Source organism: Bdellovibrio svalbardensis (assembly GCF_029531655.1).
Lineage (GTDB): Bacteria > Bdellovibrionota > Bdellovibrionia > Bdellovibrionales > Bdellovibrionaceae > Bdellovibrio > Bdellovibrio svalbardensis.
In genome coordinates this window covers 73,160-92,877 of record NZ_JANRMI010000003.1, presented here as the reverse complement: position 1 = coordinate 92,877, position 19,718 = coordinate 73,160, and the positions used below count along the sequence as shown (strand labels likewise).

The window sequence follows — 19,718 nt, the reverse complement described above, 5'->3', positions numbered from 1 at the left end:
TCCCAGGCTTTTTGATTCAGAAAACATTTGAAGAAATCAAAGTTCAAAAAACTCTATTTCTTGATCAGTCTTTTCAGGAATGAACCCCATCCAGAATTTTGATGGAACTTCAAACCTTCATAGCGTTGAGCGTAAGTGTCGTAGTCACTGCTGCTGGTTGGAAGCCAAACGGATACACCCCAAGTTTTTTGGTCTTGAGTTTGATCGTTCGACATAACGAAGTTGTTCTGAGCTGCGCGAAGATCTGCAAATGAACCCGCCGTCACCCCATTTTTTTCAAGTTGAGTGAGGAAATCAAGAGAGTCTCTGTAGTCCCAGTTCGTAAAGTACTTCGTTGCCGAAGCCGCTCTGTTGGCCTTTGCAATATCAGCCGCGTTCAAGTTGCTAAGCTCTTGGCCCACTTTCTTGAAGGCTTGTTCGTAAGCTGAGATATAAGACATATCGTAGGCCGACATAGTGACAGGTCTTTTACCATAGATTCCACCGTTATAGGCAGCCGCGTAGTCTTTAGAAAGTAAAGTTGCGACTTGTTTCGCACTGAGTGAATCAATTTGTGAAGACCATTTGCTCAGGAAAGTATTGTACGGCCAGCCTGCACCGGGCTCAACATCCTGAGAACCCACATAGTACTGAACTGCAGTTTGCATTTCAGAGGCAACTTCGACCATTCCCATCAAGCAAGCGTCCGATGCATAGATATCAACTTTATGACCGATGATCTTTGCAGATTCACTCATAGCCTGAGCAAGTTGTTCTGTCGTCATATAGTTGCCAGTGCGATCATCCCAAGAGATATCCTGGATGTGCGTGCCGGTGTTGTTAGCTTTCGCGATATGCCAACCGCTGCCGTGATCCCAAACTACGATGAAGTAGTGCTTTGCCGGGTAGTTTTGATTTGACCATTCAACGAAGCGAACAAGTTCTTTCCAGTCGCCCATGTCCGCACCGCCAAGGTTTTGCACAACGGGTGAGGTTACATTTTTCTTGTCGCTGTCTTTTTTGACCAGAAGTCTTGTGACGTTGGGATTTTTAGCGGAACCCCATTGCACCAGGATATTCATTTTGTCAGAAGAACCGACTTCTTCCATTTGATTGATATTCTGAGCACCGAAGCTATCCAGGTTATTAACGCCATTAATGTAAACTAGAAAGTTCCATTCTTTCATTTCTTCAGCAGCGTGCGAATACGACGTGCCGATCAACAAAAGAAGACATACTAAAACGCGCGACAAGTGGTGGTTCATTTTTTCCTCCATGAAGGTCCACGCTTCGACTTGCATCCATGCACTCTGATTTCAGAGTCGTCGAAGTTACACAGAATAATTGTGTCAGACGCTAGCTTAGCTCCATTTTGGAACTGGACTAGGACTAGAATTCACATTTGATAAGACCTTTGCTGGGGCTAGAAATGAATACATACTCTAGTTTGTTGCCATGAGCTGGATGATCGTCGTGCGATAGTCTTGCGCCAAACGCTCAGAACTTTTTGCATTCGGGCGGTGAGGGTGCTGAAGTTATAGAAGCAAACTCATCAAGAGTTTCTCTTGCGATAGGATCGATTTATGAAAACAAAGCAGATGCGTCCCGTAGCTATTCTTGCAGGTTCCAGAACTCCATTTACAAAGTCCTTTACGAACTACAACCGTATTTCAAATCAAACTATGATGACCGCAACGATTCGCGATCTGGTTTGGAAAACTAATTTGGTGGGGAAGCGTCTGGGAGATGTTTCCACGGGTGCGGTTATGAAGAATGCCTCTGACTGGAACATGACCCGGGAGTCTGTTTTGGGGGCGGGTTTGAATCCTCACACTCCTGGTTATGATGTGCAAAGAGCTTGTGGTACCGGTCTTGAGACAGCTTGGCAGATTGGTTTGAAGATTGCCTCAGGCGCTATCGAGAGCGGCATCGCGGGTGGTACAGACACCAACAGCGATATCGCCGGTGTTCTGCCTCATGAGTTTTCCTGGATCATGATGGACGCACAAAAAGAAAAGACTCTGCTTGGGCGAATCAAAAAATTTGCAGAAATTAAACCGAAATATTTGATGCCGCAATTCCCAGCGGTGATGGAACCTCGCACAGGTTTATCCATGGGCCAGCATACAGAAAAAATGGTGAAAGAGTGGGGGATCACACAGCTGGAGCAGGATAAGTTGGCTTTGCAAAGTCATCTCAATGCCGATCGAGCTTGGAAGGATGGTTTTTTCAATGACTTGGTTTTTGAATTCAATGGCTTGAAGAAAGACAGTCTTGTGCGCGGCGATACCAGTCTTGAAAAGTTGACGAAGCTGAAACCAGCTTTTGATTTCACCGGACAAGGAACTTTAACTGCCGGGAATAGCACGGCCTTAACGGATGGAGCCTCTGCCGTTTTGTTGGGGAGCGAAGAGTTTGCAAAACAACAGAACCTTCCAGTCTTGGCCTATTTGGTTGATGCGGAAGTGGCTGCTGTTGACTATGTCGCGGGGGAAGGACTTCTCATGGCTCCGACTTACGCGATTGCGCGAATGCTGCGTAGAAATAATCTGACTCTGCAGGATTTTGATTTTTACGAAATCCATGAAGCTTTTGCAGGACAAGTTCTTTGCACATTGAAAGCCTTGGAGTCCGAGGACTACTGCAAAAATAAATTGGGTGAGCCGAAAGCACTTGGTTCTATTGATCGCGCCAAAATGAATGTGAACGGTGGAAGCTTGGCCCTAGGGCACCCCTTTGCAGCGACGGGCGGACGTATTTTAATCAGCCTTGCAAAGATGCTATCGCAAAAAGGTTCCGGCCGTGGGCTGATTTCAATTTGCACCGCAGGTGGAATGGGCGTTACCGCCATCGTCGAAAGATAAATGATATAAACAACGATGACATTTCTTTCTGAAGTCTATTAAGATGATCTTCAGAAAGAGGTGTCGTGCTTCTCAGAATCCTTATTTGTATCTTAATAGCCTCGCAAGTGGCCTTTGCTCAGACGTCCGAAGAATCGTCAGAGGAAGTGCCTGACGAGGTTATGGAAGAAGTCATACAGGAAGTGAGAGGGGGAGCTGGCGGAGCCCCGGCCTCTGATGCAAACCAGGTCGATAGCAAAGCCGGGACCGACAAATCAAATAAGAATAAAAACAAGAAGTCCAAAAAATCCAAGAAGGGCAAAAAAACAGGTGAAATTGCCCCCGCGCCTCAGGCACCTCCAGAGCCTTTAATTAAACAGGCGGCTGGCTATCTGCAAGGGTCTCAAGAGGGTATCTCAGATCAAGTGATCATCCTTGCCAATCAGGTGGATAAACTCTTTGGTAACACTCGTGCCTTGAATGAATACTACGAAAGCAGTTTCCGGATTTATCAAAAATCCTATGTAAATACCAAGGGCTCGGGTTCTTATGACATTCAAACAAATTTAAATCTAAGTCTTCCGAATTGGAGAAATACCGAAAAGGTGATTCAACGTTGGTGGTCAGGTGAGACGGAAGTTGAAGAGGCTCGCGTCACTAAGACCGAATTTAAGGAACTCAATCCGTGGGAGTTCAATCAGGGTGTAAATTTGCGATTCAGTCGCCCGGTCGATTATCAAATCGCGGGGCGTTTGAGTAAGAATTTCTTAACAGGCCCTGTGGTCAATCACTTCTTCCAAGAGGTCAGTTGGGATTCTGCGCGTCTTTGGGAAGAAATCACCTCTGTGACCTCGGACTATGCTTTAGACAAAAAGAATCTGTTCCGTTTTATTAACGAAGCGGATTGGGGCATTAGTAATTATACGTTCAACTCTTACCACGGACCCTCATTCGTTTATACGATTGATAAAATCAGCTTGGCATCATTCGATTTGCGATTGATTACGGGCACGCAGGACAATAAATTTTATACTGACAATTATACAGCGGGTATCACCTACCGCACGGCTTTGCATCCGTTGGATTGGATGTTCTTGCAGATCACTCCAGAGCTGTCGTGGCCCCGTATTGAGCATTTCACGGCGACGTGGACTCTTTATGTGAATTTGGAAATTGTCTTCGGTAAAAAGAAAGACTAGCTGGCCAGTTTCTTTGGTGGAGCGAAACCTTCGCGAGCTTCTTTATCCATATAGGCATTGAACTCAGGATTTCCAAGATGATCCTGATAGTTTTCAGTCCAAGAGAAAAGGTCCGTGAAAATCACAGATGCAAACAGGGCTTTTGAACCAAACGAAAAATGGTCGCGATTGTCTGTGGAATCCAGTGCGCAAAAAGTATCTTCTTCCGAAAACTGACTTAGGAACGCTTTGTTTTCGCTGTAGTCTTCCCCTTCAAAGAAGGCATCGACGAGATATTCCGTGGCAGATATTTTTGTGAAATGAAAAATCTGATAATGCTCGGGATGGAAATCAGAGATAGAGATCGAGGATTTTACCAATCCATAGAGTTCGAAATCATTTTTGGCTTTGATGATTTGTCCGACCTGCATAATGTATTTATCGGATCAGGTTCAGCCGCGCTAAAGGAACTTTGCGGTGTTTTTAGAAGAGATATAAAAAAAGAGAGTGCTCCCACTCTCATTTTTTTAGATTCTGAATATTTGTGTCAATCCCGTAGGCGAAATCTTCAAATGTCTCACCCGGGGATCTTTTTTTAAGTGGTTTTGTCTTTTTTTCTGATGACTGAAATAGCGCCGCTATTTTCGAGGATGGCATAGTGCACGTCTTGGATTGAGAAAACGCCTTCTTTACGAAGAGCCTCCTCGAGAGTGTTGTGATTGATGCGTTCCTTTATCAGAGTTTTCTCAAAGATTTTTCCGTCATGAATCAAGACTTCGGGGCGGCCTTCGATCAACTTCGAGGCGCGCTTGTTTTTGAAGGTCACCCAGCCAAAAAAATAATCCAGCAGCAGCAAAGTTGCGGCAGAGATCAATCCACCTAATAAAGAATTATCGCCGGCATTCATGGAGTTTTGAACGGCATTGCTGAGAATCAGCAGAAGAACCAGGTCAAAGGGAGCCAGCTGGCCGATTTGCTTTTTTCCCAACACGCGAAGGGCAAAAAGTAAAAATCCAAAGACGACCAAAGCACGAACAACGAATTCCCACCAAGGGATGGATAGATTGAGCATATAACTTCCTTATACTGCCATCTATTCCATTACCAGGGAGGCCCTGTGTCCAGTGTATTTTCAGAATAAAAAAAGGGAGTTCGCAATGAACTCCCTTTGGGATTTTACTTTTTAAGTAAGATCTACTTGTGCAATGGCTTTTGGATGATATGGATCGCATGTCCCAAAGTCGCCTCAGCACATTCCATCATTGTTTCACCCAAAGTCGGATGAGGATGGATAGACAATGCCAAGTCTTCAATGCGTGCACCCATTTCGATCGCAAGGACAGCTTCAGAGATCAGGTTGGAAGCCTCTGGTCCCACGATATGAACGCCCAAAAGAACATGTGTCTTTTTGTCAGCGATCATTTTTACGAAACCATCTGTTTCCATCATGCTCACGGCGCGACCATTTGCTGCGAATGGGAACTTGCCGATGATCAGGTCATTGAAACCTTTGGCTTTCGCCTCAGCTTCGGTCATGCCCGCAGACGCGATTTCCGGGTCGGTAAAGACAACCGCTGGAACTGTTTTCGCGTCGTAAACACGGTTTTGACCGGCCATCACTTCCGCCACAAGAACGCCTTCGTGAGACGCTTTATGCGCAAGCATTGGTTGGCCACAGATGTCGCCGATAGCAAAGATATTAGAAACATTAGTTCTGCGTTGAGCATCCACTTTAACAAAACCACGTTCGTCAACGGCGATACCCGCCGCTTTCAAGTTGGCTTGGTCTCCGTTAGGACGACGTCCTACAGTAACAAGGATTTTGTCGCATTTAACAACTTCATCTTTGCCATTGATTTCGACAGTCACTTCGTAACCGTCTTTAACTTTCTTCTGTCCTTTAGCTTTTGCGCCGTACATGATTTTGACGCCGGCTTTATCAAGCTTGCGAACCACCACATTTGCACAATCTGGATCAACCACACCAGCAAGCAATGAAGACTGAGCTTCGATCACAGTCACTTCAGTGCCAAGTTTGCGAAGGTAAGAAGAGATTTCAAGGCCGATGTATCCGCCACCGATAACGGCCACGCGCTTAGGAATAGCATCGAAAGCAAGTGCACCCGTAGACGAGCAGATATCTTTTTCGTCAAATTTGAAGCCAGGGATTTCGATCGGACGTGAGCCTGTCGCCACAACGAAGAATTTCGCTTGAACAGATTCAGTGCCAGCTGCTGATTTCAAAGAGATCTCTTTTGAGTTCTTAAATTCAGCTTCACCTTTCAAAACAGTGACGCCATAGCCTTTAAGAAGCTGGCCCACGCCGCTCGACATTTTGTCTGAAACAGATTGTTTCCATTTCACAAGCTGTTTCATATCAACATCGATACCGCCCTTGATCACAAGGCCCATATCTTTGAAGTTGTGTTGAGCTTTGTGAAGAAGGTGAGTCGCTGTGATCATGGCTTTAGATGGAATACATCCCACGTTCAAGCACACACCACCCAAGAACTCACGTTCAACCACAGCCGTTTTAAAACCAAGTTGAGATGCGCGAATCGCAGCGACATAACCGCCGGGACCCGCACCAATTACTACCACATCAAAAGTTTGAGCCATACTTATCTCCTTGCTAGCCTTTGGCTAGAGCATCTCCACCAAAAGTTTACCTGGGTTTTCAATACGAGAGATGAAAGCAGCAAGGAATCTTGCAGCCGCAGCGCCGTCGATCAAACGGTGATCGGCAGTCATTGTGTAGTTCATAACTTTGATTGAAGACAATTGACCGTTTTTGATCACAGGTTTTTCGTCAATTTTGTACATACCCAAGATCGCCACTTCAGGATGGTTGATCACAGGGGTCGCATAAGTACCACCGATAGAACCAATGTTCGTCACAGTGATAGTTGCACCTTTCATTTCGTCTGGCTTCAATTTGCCATCACGAGCGCGTTTAGAAAGATCCAAGATTTCTTTAGAGATTTCAAGGATGGTTTTTTGATCCACGTTTTTAATAACTGGAACCACAAGTCCTGTTGGCGTGTCAGCCGCAAAGCCGAGGTTGAAGTATTTTTTGTAAACGATTTCACCAGCAGCGTCGTCGATAGAAGCATTGAACTGAGGGAATTCGCGGATTGTAGAAACCAAAGCCTTCATAACAATTGGAAGGTAAGTGATCTTCGTGCCGTTTTTCTCTGCATGTTCTTTCAATGATTCACGCATTGCGACCATTGCATCAACCTTTGCCTCATCCATGATGGTGAAGTGAGGAATAATGTGTTTTGCACGTTGCATGTTTTCAGCAATACGTTTGCGGATACCCATAAGTGGTACGCGCTCTTCAATCGCACCTGCAGGGCCTTGGTAAGCAGGTTTAGGAATAGAGATGCCGCCAGCTGCTGGTGCTTTTGCAGAAACCGCTGGAGCTGCTCCACCACCGGCACTCAATACGTCTTCACGAGTCACACGACCCGCAAGACCAGAACCAGAAAGTGAATTGATATCGATACCAGTCTCGCGAGCAAGTCTGCGTGTTGCAGGTGTCGCCAAAACTTTTGAATCAGCAACTGGAGGGAAGATGCCGTTGGCAACTGCCGCTGGAGCCGCTTTTGCCGCCGCTGCAACTGGTGCAGAAGCTTGTGCTGCAGGAGCCGGAGCTGCTGCCTGAGGAGCAGAACCCGATCCTTCAAGAGTGATCATAGTTGAACCCACTTTAACCACATCGCCTGCTTTGAATTTTACCTCTTTAACGACACCAGCTACTGGAGTCGGAACTTCAACAGTGGCCTTGTCAGTCAAAACTTCAGCGATAGGTTGATCTGCTTTCACAGAGTCACCTGGTTTTACCAACCATTTAACAAGTTCGCCTTCAGCAACGCCTTCTCCCAATTCAGGAAGTTTAACGTCTTGAACTTTGCCACCGCCAGCTGCTGGAGCTGAGGCCGCTGGAGCTGCAGGTTTCGAGGCCGCAGCCGCAGGAGCCGGAGCGGCTGCTGGTTTAGCGGCACCACCTTCATGAGAGTTGGCAAGAGTGATCATAGTAGAACCAACTTTTACAACTTGGCCTGGTTTGAATTTCAATTCACCGACAGTACCGGCAACAGGAGATGGAACCTCTACAGTTGCTTTATCAGTAAGAACTTCAGCGATAGGTTGATCCGCCTTGACCGAGTCACCTGGTTTTACCAACCATTTTACTAATTCGCCTTCAGCGACACCTTCACCAAGTTCGGGCAGTTTTACGTCAGTTGCCATGTTGAGAATGTTCCTTTCAAATTTTAAAACCAACCAATCGGGTGGACCCATTTTAGAGGGGGCACCAAACGGGGGCTTTTACTGTCTTTTATAAACAGTTCTTTCTAGTCCCGCCGTAGAGCATTTGCACTCAGCAACGCACCGCAAAAGGGGGTTCTTTGCGCATTATTTTGCCTCTTAAGGCCGCTATTTATCGGTCATCCGGGGACGAGAGTTGAATTTACACGAAAGCCCCTCTAAGTTAGCCTCCGAAGCACTGTCAAATACAGTAACGCAACCGGGAAGTTATTGGGGGGAATCATGAAGTTTTCTAATAAGCTGCAAGAGGGCATTTTCTTGAAACGATACAAGCGCTTCTTTGCGGATATCGAGTTTCAGGGGCAAACTTTGACAGCTCATCTTCCCAACACGGGCAGCTTGAAAAGTGCTAACAACCCCGGTCAGCCGTGTTTGTTTTCGGCGAGTGACAATCCGGAAAGAAAATTGAAATGGACTTTGGAGATGATCAAGTCACCTGAAGGCGCCTGGGTGGGGGTCAATACCTCAACTCCGAATACAGTGGTGCGCGAAACTCTTCAGCATGTCGTCGGTAAAGGCAAAGAAGTTGTCGGAACTTTTGCAGACTGGGCGCAGTTCGACGAAGTGAAGCCTGAATATAAGATTTCCGCAGAGACTCGATTGGACTTTATGATTAAGAAAAAGTCTTCCGAAAAAATGCATTTCATCGAGGTGAAGAACGTCACTTTGGGCGAAAACGGTGTCGCTAAGTTCCCTGACGCCGTGACTGAACGTGGGCAAAAACATCTGCGCGAGTTGATGGCCTTGATGGAACAGGGGCACACGGCAGAAATCGTTTTCACTATTCAGCGCAATGACTGCGGAACTTTCTCTCCGGCGGATGATATCGACCCTGAGTACGGGAAGCTTTTGCGCGAGGCTTTCCACAAAGGTCTGACGGTGTCTCCGATTGTGGTGGAGCTTAGCCCAATGGAAGCGAGTCTGTCAGAGCAAAAACTTCCTCTGAAGTTTTAGTTTCACAAAAGGCCTGGCTGACCCAAAGTCAGTCGGCCAAAGTCTAGGTCGACGGGCCTGGGTACTTTCTTTGAGACAAAGCAAAGGCTGAACCTTTAAACTGAAACAATGAGATATTTCATTCTTATTTTCCTGTTTTCAGTACAAGCCTTTGCCTGGGAAATCACCTTTGATCGCACCAATCATGCTGGCATCCGCAAAATTGATATTCTGAAGCACGAAAATGGCGTCTACATTTTCGATGGAAAAGATATTGGCAAAACCTTGCCAACTTCAACCTTGAATTCGTGGAGAACCTTTGAAAAAGGCCCGACGATCTCTGCCAAATCTGCCAGATGCGCTTCGGGCACCTACACTTTTGAAAAGAAAGATAAAATCAAATCATTCAAACGAGAAGGCTGCACTGAGGGTGACTCCTACGGCAGGATGATCAAAAACCTTGAAGAAATTCGCACCTACGCCAACGGGATTTAGAACGTTATGATAAAATTGCTTTTGATTCTTTCAGGGGTTTTTTCGCTATTGCAGGCACAGCCTGTACCGGACGCCAGTTCCAATGACGTTGAGAACTCTCAGGCGGTTCAGGAAATGATTCAGAAAATTGGGCAAGTGCGTGAGGCCTTGAAAATCTCTGCAGCATCCTCCCAGGCTTGTGAAACTCCCACTTCGCGGAATTGCTCCTTTGGCGGTTATTGCGGCGAGTTCGCCGATAAAGCGCAAAGCTTTTACTTATATCAAGATGAAGATGGACATCAGATTCCAAACTTTCAAATGCTGAGTTATATGCGTGTCGGGGAGGCCTGTACGCGCCAACCTTTCCCTCAAGCCTTGGTATCAGATCCCTTTGTTTATCCCGAGCTCTTGGTGAGTGCTGAAAAGGCCGGCGGGGCTGAGCAACAAAAGAAGAATCTCGCGAGATTCAATAAGGAGCTCGGAAGGGCTCGCAGTATCTTTGCAGATGCGCAAAAACGCATGGTCAAAGTTCTGGAGTCGCGCCGCACGAAAGGCAATGCTGCGGAAATTAACAATATGATTACCCGAATTAAGACAGCGAAGTTTGTGTCACCGAAATTGGGTGATGGTATCTATTCGCTCAGTGCTGAAGGTTGCGAATCTCCAAATGCATTTTATGAGCCAAGCAAACACAGTGTTACAGTCTGCCCGCAATTTTTGAATCTTCCCGATGCAGCCCTATTCACAACTTTATCCCATGAGTTGGGTCACGCTATTGACCCGTGTTCAGTGGCATTTTCGTACTCGCAAGGAAAGAAAGATCTTGAGCTGAACTATCCCACATTCATGGGCGGATCTGGAGAAAAAGGAAAGATCAAAATTTCCGCGATTCCAACGAATAAGAATCCACTGGCGAGTGTGATTTCATGTTTGCAGAAACCTTCTTCGATTGGTGTGCAAGTTCCATCAAAAAGTGGTTTGATCAATAAGATCAATGAAGAAGAAGATGCTCTTCGCGAAGAGGCGGCTGCGAATAGCGAAGAAGGCGGCGAAGGCGGTGAACAAAGTGGCATTCCTAAAGGAGAGCTGGGAGATGCCACAATTGCTGGCTTTGAAGATCAAAGAAAAATAATAAACACCCATTACGACGCTTTTAAGGGCTGTTCTGAATTTACTGGCAGTGGACATCTTCAAGAAGCCTGGTCAGATTGGTTAGCCGCAGAGACTTTGGCGGGAAAGATCAAGGATATTCCTGACTCCAAAAAGGCTCGGCAATATGCATTTGCTTCAGAGTCTGTTTTTCTGAGCATTGGTTGTGAGAATGTTAAACAATCTGTAGTGAGTAAAATTAAAGCGGTGACGATGGGGAAATGTCCATTTTTGGATGAAGTCGAGTCGCTCATGGCGGAAGCAAGTGCCGAGGGCAGTGGGACCCATCCTTCAACCGATCTGCGTGTGGATCGCGTGATGTTTGCAAAACCTGAAATTCAAAAAGCTCTCGGATGCAAAGCCAGCAGCGAGAACAACGGAAGTGAATGTAAATAGATGTAAATAAGAATGTCAGCTCGCTCGACGCTTTTCAGAACTTCGCTGTCGACATTTCCGACACTAAAAAAATATTTAAAGTAAAAAAATGAGCCCACCGAAGACCTCTGTGACTACCACGGAGGTCCCGGCATGAAGCCTCAAAAACTAAACCAAACATTCAAGAATATATTCTGCGTCTCTTTGTTTACACTGGCTCTGGCTGCCTGTGCGCCCGGCGGCATGGAAACCTCGGCAACCAAACTGGCCGATGACCCACAAAACGAACCTGTCAGTACAGGGGACGGTTCCAGCAGCAATACTGGGCAGGCGGTTGTAACTCCACCAGTGACGCCACCAGCATCAGGCAATTCGGGCACAACAGATTTACCATCGACCTCAGGCTCTGGTTCGACTTCTGGCTCCACATCTTTGGCTGCCAAGTACAGCTATGTGGATCCAACAAAAATCGTCCCAGCGGGGCAATTGAAAAGTGCCCTGGCTTATTACGATGCCAATGCGGCGAAGATCAAAAATAAAGACTATCTTTCAGTGATCGACTTTAGACAGTTCTCTGGAAAGAAAAGATTTTTCATCATCAATATGAAAACCGGTGAAGTGTGGGCCATCCGCGTAGCTCATGGCAAAGGCTCGGACCCTGATCACGACGGCTACGCAAACAGCTTCAGCAATGCCTCGGGTTCAAACGCCAGCTCCTTGGGTTACTACCTGGCGGCAGAAACCTATGACGGCAGCCACGGTTATTCATTGAAACTCGATGGCCTCTCCTCAACCAACTCCAACGCCCGCAGCCGCTCCGTCGTAGTCCACGGAGCCGACTACGTGTCTGAAGCCTCTGTCATCCAAGGCCGCAGTTGGGGCTGCCCCGCCGTAGCCATGGAAAACCGCACCAAGCTCATCAACATGATCAAAGGCGGCAGCCTCATCTACGCCTCCGCCACCGAAAACTAAAGGTACGCCGTACCTTTTTGCGATGCCGCGCGTGAAGCAAATGGTGCCTGGCACCTTTTGCTTCACAGAGAGCGTCAGGACGGAGAGTGAGGGCTTGAAATAAAAAAAGCTGACTTTGTGGAGTCAGCTTTTTTATTTTTAATTTTCGAGAAAATGAAATTAGAAAAGTTTAAGTTGATCGCCGACCAATTTTTTAAGGTCTTCGGTTTGTGAAAGATACTCTTTCAAATTCAAGCGCTCATCCGGTCTGATGTGTGCGCTCGCATTATTGTAAGGAGTCAGCTCAATAATATCTGCATGAGAGGAGATTTCAGCCATGCCTTCTTCTTCAAGAATTGACATCAAGGTGTCAAGATCATGTCCGTCTTCATCGTGCGGATATTCAAGTTCGCGCATTTCCAACAAGGACTTCAAGAAAAGTTCACAGGCTTGAGCCAGGTTGTAGCCAGCAATATCGTGTTGTTTGTCATCGCCAAGATTGTTTTTAGCAGTTTCGATATTGTCCTGAGCCTTAAGGATTAGAGATTTAGCTTGGGAAACGCTCACGATGAACTCCTTTTAAGATCTACACTCCGGTATTCCTGGAGTAGGGTAAAAAAAACCCACAATCCTTGCGAATTGTGGGTTCATTATTCCCGAATTTTTCTAAAAACTCACTACTAATTTTTAGGTTTTTCAACGCCCAATTGACGGTCGATGATGTCTTTGAACTCAGAGAATGGGTAAGCACCACGAAGAGAAACACCGTTGATCAAGAACCCTGGAGTACCAGAGAAGTTGAATTTACGAGCTTCTTCCATGTCAGCTTCGATACGCTTTGTGATTTTTTCGTCTTTCAAATCTTTTTCAAGACGTTTCATGTCCGCGCCAACTTTTTTAGCAGTATCTTTCAACAAACCTTCTTTTTTAGAACGAAGTTCGCCTTGGTTCTCGAAGATTTGGTGATAGAACTTCTCAGCTTTTGCGTGGTCTTGCATTGCAAGTGCTTCGAAGTAACGAGCCGCAGGCATCGCCATAGGATGGAAATCCAAAGGCAAGTGCTTATAAACTACGCGTACGTCTTTAGGGTAAGCTTTCAAAACTTCTTCAACAGTTGCATAACCTTTAGAGCAGTATGGGCACTCAAAGTCAGAGTACTCAACGATTGTGATTTTTGCGTCTTTCACGCCCATGATAACGCGGTCTTCTTCAATAACCGGTTTCAAAGGATTTTTGAACTCCTCGTCACGCTTCTTAGATTCTTCAGCAACAGCTTTTTCTTGAGCTTGCTTTTGAGCGTTTTGAGCAGCTTTGTTAACTACTTCAATGAATTGCTCAGGAGCTTTTTCGATCGCAGCGAAAACGATGCTAGGATCTTTTTCAACAGCTTCTTTTAGTTGTTTTGCAGAAGGAGCACAGTTCGCAAGCGAAAGTGCCAACACAGAGAGACCCAAAAACTTAAATGCTTTCAAATTTTCCTCCAAGATGGAAATTTAAATTGTACAAAAACAAAAGCCACTACATTTGACACCAAAAAGAACCCCGAGAAAACAAAAAAACAACCCCAACCAAAGTCCAGTTAACGTGATTTCCCCCTCCCAATTCGCCTCAAACACGCCAGGTACTAGGACCCAATCAAGAGTGACGCGAAGAGGGGCTTCGGAGCGAGTTCCGCAGCGAGCCAAAGAATCTCAAAAAGATCCAGTGAAGACACGAGCGAGGACTGTCTGAGCGGAGAAGCCCCTCTTCGTGTCACTCTGGACTTGCTCGGCCCACCGTACCCTTTAGACTGATTGGTATGAAAAATTCAAATTTTATTTTAGCAAGTTTGGTGACTGTATTTTGTCTGCAAGCGAACGCGGGTTTGCTTTTTAACTATTCACAATTGGCAATTAAGGATCTCGATCAGATCAATAAATTGGTGAACGACAAAGTTAAGGAATCTAAGAAATCATCAAGCGGAAAGGTCATTCCTTTGCGCGAAGCACTTCAGGCGGTTTACTCAAGGCCCAATGAAGATGACATGATTGATAAAGTTGTTGCGCCACTGCGCTCAAATTTAGATGAATTGGACGCCTGGGAAAAAACGATCAGTCAATTAACTGACGAAGCAATTGGAGCCTTGAAGCATCCAAATACGTTTAAACCGGTGGTCCAAGTGACCTATGCCATCTTCCTGGAAAATCTTTTGGCAGAGATCAAACCGCTGGTGAAAGATAACGGTTTTGAGAGGAAGATTGCTGAAAGAATCAGAGACGCAAAGCTTGAGATTTCGAAGGGCGCACAAGATGAAAGAAGTCTTCGCATGATGAAATCTTTGGTGTCTCCTTCTGAAATCGCGAATCAAATTCTGTCACAGCCTGTAGAGCCGCAGGCAAAAACGACAGAAACATCGGCAGAAAATTCCACTCAACAGCAATAATTTCCCTCGACTCGCCCTCACTTTCCTGGCCCCTGGTCGACGCAGACCACGGGCTAGCGTCAAACGATAGATCTCCTCAAGTCATCGAAAATCGCCTCAAATTGACTCAAGTTCTAACGAACTCCTTCCGATATAAACATCATGGAAGAAGCGGGCAGGATGCCTGCTTACACTCCGACAGAGTCGGAGTAGGCAATTAGGAGGATTCAATGTTTCTACAAGGCGACCTACAAATCATGTTCGATGCGCTTTTCACTGTTGGGGCAATTGACCCAGTTCTGAAACTTGACTGGAGCGAAGTAACGAAAGAGATGATGGCGAACCCACAAATCTTGAGTGACGCTTTCCAAACCATCAACGGTTGCCGTAACGACAAAGATCTTCTTGTTCAGAAACTTCACATGATGGATCAAAGATCCGTGAATTATATCGCGATGGAGGTTGCTCGTGAGTTCTGTGAATTCCAAGATCGTAAAGATTTGCACTAAGATTGCTTTAGTAATTCTGACATCAGCAGCGACGGCTCAAGCGTTTGAAGTGGACTTCTCTCGCCGCCAGGTTGAATTTGATAAAGTCAGCAATGAAGATCGTCTCCCAGCAAGCATCCGTGAAGATCAATCAGCTTCGATTCTCACTAAAGTTTTCGACTCTGTAGAGCCGACTCAAGATATCGTGATCATGAACACCGACAAGGGTTTTGTTCCTGATACCGTTCGCCTGAAAAAGGGGAACAACTATCGTGTGCACATCGTGAATGTGAATGGCAAAGAGAAGAATGTCAGCTTCGTGCTGGATGCCTTTTCGGAACATCACAACACTGTTTTCGGAGAACAAAAAGTTTTCAACGTAACTCCAAAAACGGATGGTATTTTCTCGTATCAATGCCCGGAAACGGCAGTGCAGGGAAAGTTCATTATCTACTCTGATGCCAATGCGGCCTCAGGAAGAAAACCAGCTTCAAATTAGTTTGTTTTGTCTACACTCCGACTTGGTCGGAGTGTTTGTTTTAGAGGGAATTTATGTCGGATCAATCGAACGTTTTTAAACAGACCATTATGCAAAATTTGGGTCCTGTGGCGAAATATCTCGAGGACCCGGGCGTTTCTGAAATTCTCATCAACGGTCCCAAAGAAGTTTTCGTTGAAAGAAAAGGTAAGCTCGAAAGAGTCGCTGAAACTTTTCCAGGAGAAGACGACTTGCGTGCCGCGGTCAATTCCATTGCCCAAAGTGTGGGTCGTCGTATCGACGATGAAAATCCCCGTTTGGATGCGCGTTTGCCGGATGGCTCCCGTATCGCAGCGGTCATTCCTCCTTGCTCACGCAAGGGAACGACTCTGAGCATTCGTAAATTCACTAATACAAAAATCAGTTTCACTGATTATATTAAATTTGGAACGATCTCTGAAGACGGAGCCCGCTTCATGGACATCTGTATGTTCTTGGGTAAGAACGTGATCGTGAGTGGTGGTACCGGTTCTGGTAAAACCACTTTGTTGTCATTGCTCTGTTCAAGAATTCCCAAAGGCCAACGCGTTCTTGTGATCGAAGACTCTTCAGAGTTGCAAATTGATTATGATCACTTGGTGATGTTTGAAACTCGCATGGCCGATGCGATGGGAAAAGGTGAAGTCACGATTAAGGATCTTGTTAAGAGTGCACTTCGTCTGCGCCCGGATCGCATCATCGTCGGGGAGGTTCGCTCTGGCGAGGCCCTCGAACTTCTCAACGCGATGAATACTGGTCATAAAGGCTGTATGGGTACAGTGCATGCGAACACTCCCGAAGACGCGATCGTTCGTTTGGAAGCATTAGCTCAAGGCGGCGATGGCAAAGTCAGTGAAAAAGCTTTGCGCCAGCAGGTCTCATCCGCAATCGATATCATTGTGCAAATTTCCCGCTACGGTGACGGTTCGCGCCGCATTGGCGCCATCAGTGAAGTCCGTGGTTTCTTGCCAGATGGCAGTTACGATGTCGTTCCAATATTCGAGCTCAGTCGTTTGGTGCGCCGTCCCGATGGAACCCTCGAAGGAAAGTTGGAAGCCACAGGCAACATTCCAACCTTCATGGAAGAAATCATCGACAACAAGCTCCCATTCCCAAAATCTAAATTCAGTAAACCCCAAGCCGCTTAATATTGGTCGCGCAGGTAAGCTGCGCTCCAAGGACCAAAAAGGTGCCTGTCATCTTTTTGGGTCTACGCTGCGTCATTTTCCAAGTGTTCACTCCTAAATCCGAGGACTTTCTCGGGCGAATGATGCACTGAGCCTCAAAAAGGTACGGCGTACCTGATTTCTGAGTTTTTGCATAATATAGTTATATCAATGGCATGCGAAGTACGCTAAGACGAAAACGTGCATTTTAGTTGTAAGATTACAAACGCAGTTTTGACCGTTCTTGAGGAGCAAGGTGAAGACCTTACACCTCTCTATGAGCAGACACATTTGTCTGTCGAACTGTTGCGCGATTCTTCTTACTGGATCTCGGCTCCTGATATGGAGCAATTCCTGGAAATGGCTTTGCGCCTGCCACTGAAAAAAGATGGTGATGTTTTGCAAAGGGCCGGTCACAACGGACCGGAGCTTCGTGCTTGGGGAGTGTTGGACAGCGTTCTGCGCATGATGCCTCGCCCGCAGGAAATCTTTAATCAGCCCGAGCAGTTTCTTTCATATTTTATTTCGCCAAAACCACCGATTGAAAACCTCCGTCGCGATGAAGTGAGTATCTCGTTCGATCTGCCCTTGCCGGCAGAACAATATCCTCTGGTAACGACTTACCTTAAAGCGGCTTTTGAATCTTTGCCAGTCTACGTCGGTCAGCCACCTGCGCGCTGTGAATGGACGGGGATCAATTTAAAATTGAATTGGTCGACTGAGCAGAAATCTATTTTCAGTGAAAGCGGCGAACGCGTTGGCCATCAAGTCAGCCCAGAGTTGTTCCAAAGTTTGATCGACGATTTGCAAAAGACTCAGCGTGAGCGTGAAGATTTGCAAAAGTACGTCGGCGATCTGGAAGAGAAGATCCGCGACAATGAAAAGCAAAAAGTTCAGCTTGCCGGCGGACTTGAAGCTGCCGATATTCCTACTGCAAAAAATTCGCTCATTCCGCACGAAGGAACTTTGTCGCATCTGAATTTTGATAGCGAGTCTCCAGGTTATGTTTTGAATCAAAACCTGGCACGCATGCACGATTACATGGTTCGCGCACAGCAACTCATCACCATGCTTGCGGCTCAGGGGAAAATGACTCCGGCTGTGAAAGAGGCGATGAGACGTGTTGATTGGGAGTTCGTGAAAACGCAGTACCCGCGCACTGTTTTCGAAAGCATGGAATTGGTTAAAAAAATGAATCATAAAAACGCCGAGAAAGAAGGAAATCATCATGTCTGAAATTATCAGCCTCGTATCCCGTGAAATCTTGGACAGCCGTGGAAATCCAACAGTGGAAGTTGAAGTGACAACTGCTGAGGGAAATATCGGTCGCGCCGCAGTTCCATCTGGTGCCTCTACAGGTGCCCATGAAGCCTATGAGCTTCGTGATGGCGACGCAAAACGATTCTTGGGTAAAGGTGTTTACAAAGCTGTTGATAACGTTCGTGAAAAAATTGCGCCTGAACTTTTGGGTTTGCAAGTCACAGAACAAGTTTACATCGATAAAATTCTTCGCGAACTGGATGGCTCAGAAAACAAAGCCAACTTGGGCGCCAATGCGATCTTGGGTGTTTCTTTGGCAGTTGCGAAAGCCGCAGCCGCTGACAGCAATTTGCCGTTGTATCGTTACGTAGGTGGCTCTCAAGCTTGCCGCTTGCCAGTTCCATTGATGAACGTGCTTAACGGTGGCGCACACGCCAACAATGGTTTGGACGTTCAAGAGTTCATGATCGTACCAACGGTGAACAACTCTTACGCGGAATCACTTCGTGCGGGTGCCGAGATCTTCCACACTCTTAAAAAAATCTTGGGCAAAAAAGGTTTCTCGACGGCAGTAGGTGACGAAGGTGGTTTCGCTCCGAAATTGGGTTCAAATCAAGAAGCACTTGATTTGGTCATGAATGCGATCGTTGATGCTGGATACGATCCAGGTCAAAATGTCTTCTTGGCTTTGGACGTTGCTTCTACCGAGCTTTTCAAAGATGGCAAATACACTTGGGAAAACAGCAAAATCGCTCCTTCTGAACTTCTTGGCATCTACAAAAACTGGGCGGAAAGATATCCACTTATTTCTATCGAAGATGGTTTCTCTGAAGATGACTGGGATTCATGGGTGGCAGCAACGGCGCAAATGGGTTCAACAATGCAATTGGTGGGCGATGATTTGTTCGTGACAAATCCAAAACGCATCCGCCAAGGTCTTGAGAAAAAAGCAGCCAATGCCTTGTTAGTGAAAGTAAACCAAATCGGTACTTTGACAGAAACGTTCGAAGCGGTGAATTTGGCACAAAGATACAAATACAAAACTGTGATGTCTCATCGCTCTGGCGAAACTGAAGACGTAACGATCGCAGATTTGTCAGTTGCTTTGAACTGTCATCAAATCAAAACGGGAAGTCTGTGCCGTGGTGAAAGAACCGCGAAGTACAACCAACTTCTTCGCATCGAAGAAGATCTAGGCGGTATGGGCGTTTACTGGGATAAAGCAGCTTTTAGATAAGCCCACGCTTGAAAAAGCGCACTGGTTTTTGTAAGTGCGGAACTGGACTAGCCACCTCTACGATGAGGTGGCTAAACTTAATCCATGTCATACACTCAGTTTGCCTTAGGCCTTCGCAGATTTCTTAATCATCCAGGAAAAGTTGCCGTTCTCTGCCTTATGGTATTCGGTGTTTCAATCGTCCTTAATGGCAATCTCTGGAGACTTTGGGGTCTTCATCGGGATTATGCTCACATTCAAGATGAAATCAATCAGACCCGCGCTGGCATTGGCGACCTTCAAGGGCAACTTAAACAAGCCAAAGATCCAGCCTTTATTGAGCGCCAAGCTCGCGATAAATTAGATCTGGCCGGCGAGCACGACCTAGTTTTTGTTTTTCCAGAACAATAGACTACAGCAGCGCATTATTGCGTGATTTTCGGGTACAATCTTTCT

20 protein-coding genes are annotated in these 19,718 nt (G+C 46.2%); 13 read left to right on the top strand and 7 right to left on the bottom strand.

The features are described from left to right. Nucleotides 1-53: 53 nt before the first annotated feature. A complete protein-coding gene (locus NWE73_RS10530; RefSeq protein WP_277578281.1) occupies nt 54-1,244 on the bottom strand; it encodes a clostripain-related cysteine peptidase in 1,191 nt (396 codons plus the stop codon). A 318-nt stretch (nt 1,245-1,562) separates the two neighbouring features. On the opposite strand from NWE73_RS10530, the gene NWE73_RS10525 reads away from it, so the two are divergent. Next, nucleotides 1,563-2,843 (top strand): acetyl-CoA C-acetyltransferase, encoded by a 1,281-nt coding sequence (locus NWE73_RS10525; protein ID WP_277578280.1) that lies wholly within the window; start codon nt 1,563-1,565, stop codon nt 2,841-2,843. A 65-nt stretch (nt 2,844-2,908) separates the two neighbouring features. Continuing rightward, entirely contained in the window at nt 2,909-4,021 is a 1,113-nt protein-coding gene (locus NWE73_RS10520; protein ID WP_277578279.1) for a hypothetical protein, read from the top strand. On the opposite strand, the gene NWE73_RS10515 is transcribed toward NWE73_RS10520, so the two are convergent. The 4 genes from NWE73_RS10515 to NWE73_RS10500 form a co-directional block, all read right to left on the bottom strand. Further along, on the bottom strand, nt 4,018-4,431 hold the full coding sequence (locus tag NWE73_RS10515) for a hypothetical protein (protein ID WP_277578278.1): 414 nt from the start codon (nt 4,429-4,431) through the stop codon (nt 4,018-4,020). The genes NWE73_RS10520 and NWE73_RS10515 overlap by 4 nt on opposite strands. Before the next feature lie 164 nt (nt 4,432-4,595). Continuing rightward, a complete protein-coding gene (locus NWE73_RS10510) occupies nt 4,596-5,072 on the bottom strand; it encodes a DUF421 domain-containing protein (RefSeq protein ID WP_277578277.1) in 477 nt (158 codons plus the stop codon). Nucleotides 5,073-5,194: 122 nt separating this feature from the next. After that, nucleotides 5,195-6,619 (bottom strand): dihydrolipoyl dehydrogenase, encoded by a 1,425-nt coding sequence (lpdA, locus tag NWE73_RS10505; protein WP_277578276.1) that lies wholly within the window; start codon nt 6,617-6,619, stop codon nt 5,195-5,197. Nucleotides 6,620-6,643: 24 nt separating this feature from the next. Then, entirely contained in the window at nt 6,644-8,254 is a 1,611-nt protein-coding gene (locus tag NWE73_RS10500; RefSeq protein WP_277578275.1) for a 2-oxo acid dehydrogenase subunit E2, read from the bottom strand. 300 nt (nt 8,255-8,554) lie between these two features. Here NWE73_RS10500 and sfsA point away from each other — a divergent pair, with 300 nt between their 5' ends. The 4 genes from sfsA (at nt 8,555) to NWE73_RS10480 (ending at nt 12,235) form a co-directional block, all read left to right on the top strand. Then, a complete protein-coding gene (gene sfsA, locus NWE73_RS10495; protein WP_277578274.1) occupies nt 8,555-9,286 on the top strand; it encodes a DNA/RNA nuclease SfsA in 732 nt (243 codons plus the stop codon). Between the two features lie 108 nt (nt 9,287-9,394). Next, the gene (locus tag NWE73_RS10490; RefSeq protein ID WP_277578273.1) at nt 9,395-9,760 is read left to right on the top strand and encodes a hypothetical protein; all 366 of its coding nucleotides are present in this window, start codon (nt 9,395-9,397) and stop codon (nt 9,758-9,760) included. A 6-nt stretch (nt 9,761-9,766) separates the two neighbouring features. Next, the gene (locus tag NWE73_RS10485) at nt 9,767-11,284 is read left to right on the top strand and encodes a hypothetical protein (RefSeq protein ID WP_277578272.1); all 1,518 of its coding nucleotides are present in this window, start codon (nt 9,767-9,769) and stop codon (nt 11,282-11,284) included. A 132-nt stretch (nt 11,285-11,416) separates the two neighbouring features. After that, nucleotides 11,417-12,235 (top strand): murein L,D-transpeptidase catalytic domain family protein, encoded by an 819-nt coding sequence (locus NWE73_RS10480; protein ID WP_277578271.1) that lies wholly within the window; start codon nt 11,417-11,419, stop codon nt 12,233-12,235. Nucleotides 12,236-12,394: 159 nt separating this feature from the next. Here the strand turns inward: NWE73_RS10480 and NWE73_RS10475 are convergent, their stop codons facing one another. Then, a complete protein-coding gene (locus NWE73_RS10475) occupies nt 12,395-12,781 on the bottom strand; it encodes a HEPN domain-containing protein (protein WP_277578270.1) in 387 nt (128 codons plus the stop codon). A 113-nt stretch (nt 12,782-12,894) separates the two neighbouring features. Then, nucleotides 12,895-13,686, bottom strand: a complete 792-nt coding sequence (locus NWE73_RS10470; RefSeq protein ID WP_277578269.1) for a DsbA family protein — start codon at nt 13,684-13,686, stop codon at nt 12,895-12,897. A gap of 326 nt (nt 13,687-14,012) precedes the next feature. Here NWE73_RS10470 and NWE73_RS10465 point away from each other — a divergent pair, with 326 nt between their 5' ends. From NWE73_RS10465 to NWE73_RS10435, 7 genes are all read left to right on the top strand, one after another. Beyond that, the gene (locus NWE73_RS10465) at nt 14,013-14,636 is read left to right on the top strand and encodes a hypothetical protein (RefSeq protein WP_277578268.1); all 624 of its coding nucleotides are present in this window, start codon (nt 14,013-14,015) and stop codon (nt 14,634-14,636) included. 209 nt (nt 14,637-14,845) lie between these two features. Beyond that, nucleotides 14,846-15,124 (top strand): cytochrome, encoded by a 279-nt coding sequence (locus NWE73_RS10460; protein ID WP_277578267.1) that lies wholly within the window; start codon nt 14,846-14,848, stop codon nt 15,122-15,124. Then, nucleotides 15,084-15,602, top strand: a complete 519-nt coding sequence (locus NWE73_RS10455) for a cupredoxin domain-containing protein (protein ID WP_277578266.1) — start codon at nt 15,084-15,086, stop codon at nt 15,600-15,602. The genes NWE73_RS10460 and NWE73_RS10455 overlap by 41 nt, the downstream gene beginning before the upstream one ends. A gap of 53 nt (nt 15,603-15,655) precedes the next feature. Then, entirely contained in the window at nt 15,656-16,768 is a 1,113-nt protein-coding gene (locus NWE73_RS10450; RefSeq protein ID WP_277578265.1) for a CpaF family protein, read from the top strand. Between the two features lie 219 nt (nt 16,769-16,987). Further along, complete coding sequence (locus NWE73_RS10445; RefSeq protein ID WP_277578264.1) at nt 16,988-18,022, top strand: hypothetical protein; 1,035 nt, start codon at nt 16,988-16,990, stop codon at nt 18,020-18,022. Continuing rightward, complete coding sequence (gene eno, locus NWE73_RS10440; RefSeq protein ID WP_277578263.1) at nt 18,015-19,283, top strand: phosphopyruvate hydratase; 1,269 nt, start codon at nt 18,015-18,017, stop codon at nt 19,281-19,283. Before NWE73_RS10445 ends, eno begins: the two co-directional genes overlap by 8 nt. Before the next feature lie 84 nt (nt 19,284-19,367). Next, nucleotides 19,368-19,673 carry a septum formation initiator family protein gene (locus NWE73_RS10435; RefSeq protein ID WP_277578262.1) on the top strand — a complete coding sequence of 102 codons (306 nt, stop codon included), beginning with the start codon at nt 19,368-19,370 and terminating at the stop codon, nt 19,671-19,673. Nucleotides 19,674-19,718 lie beyond the last annotated feature (45 nt).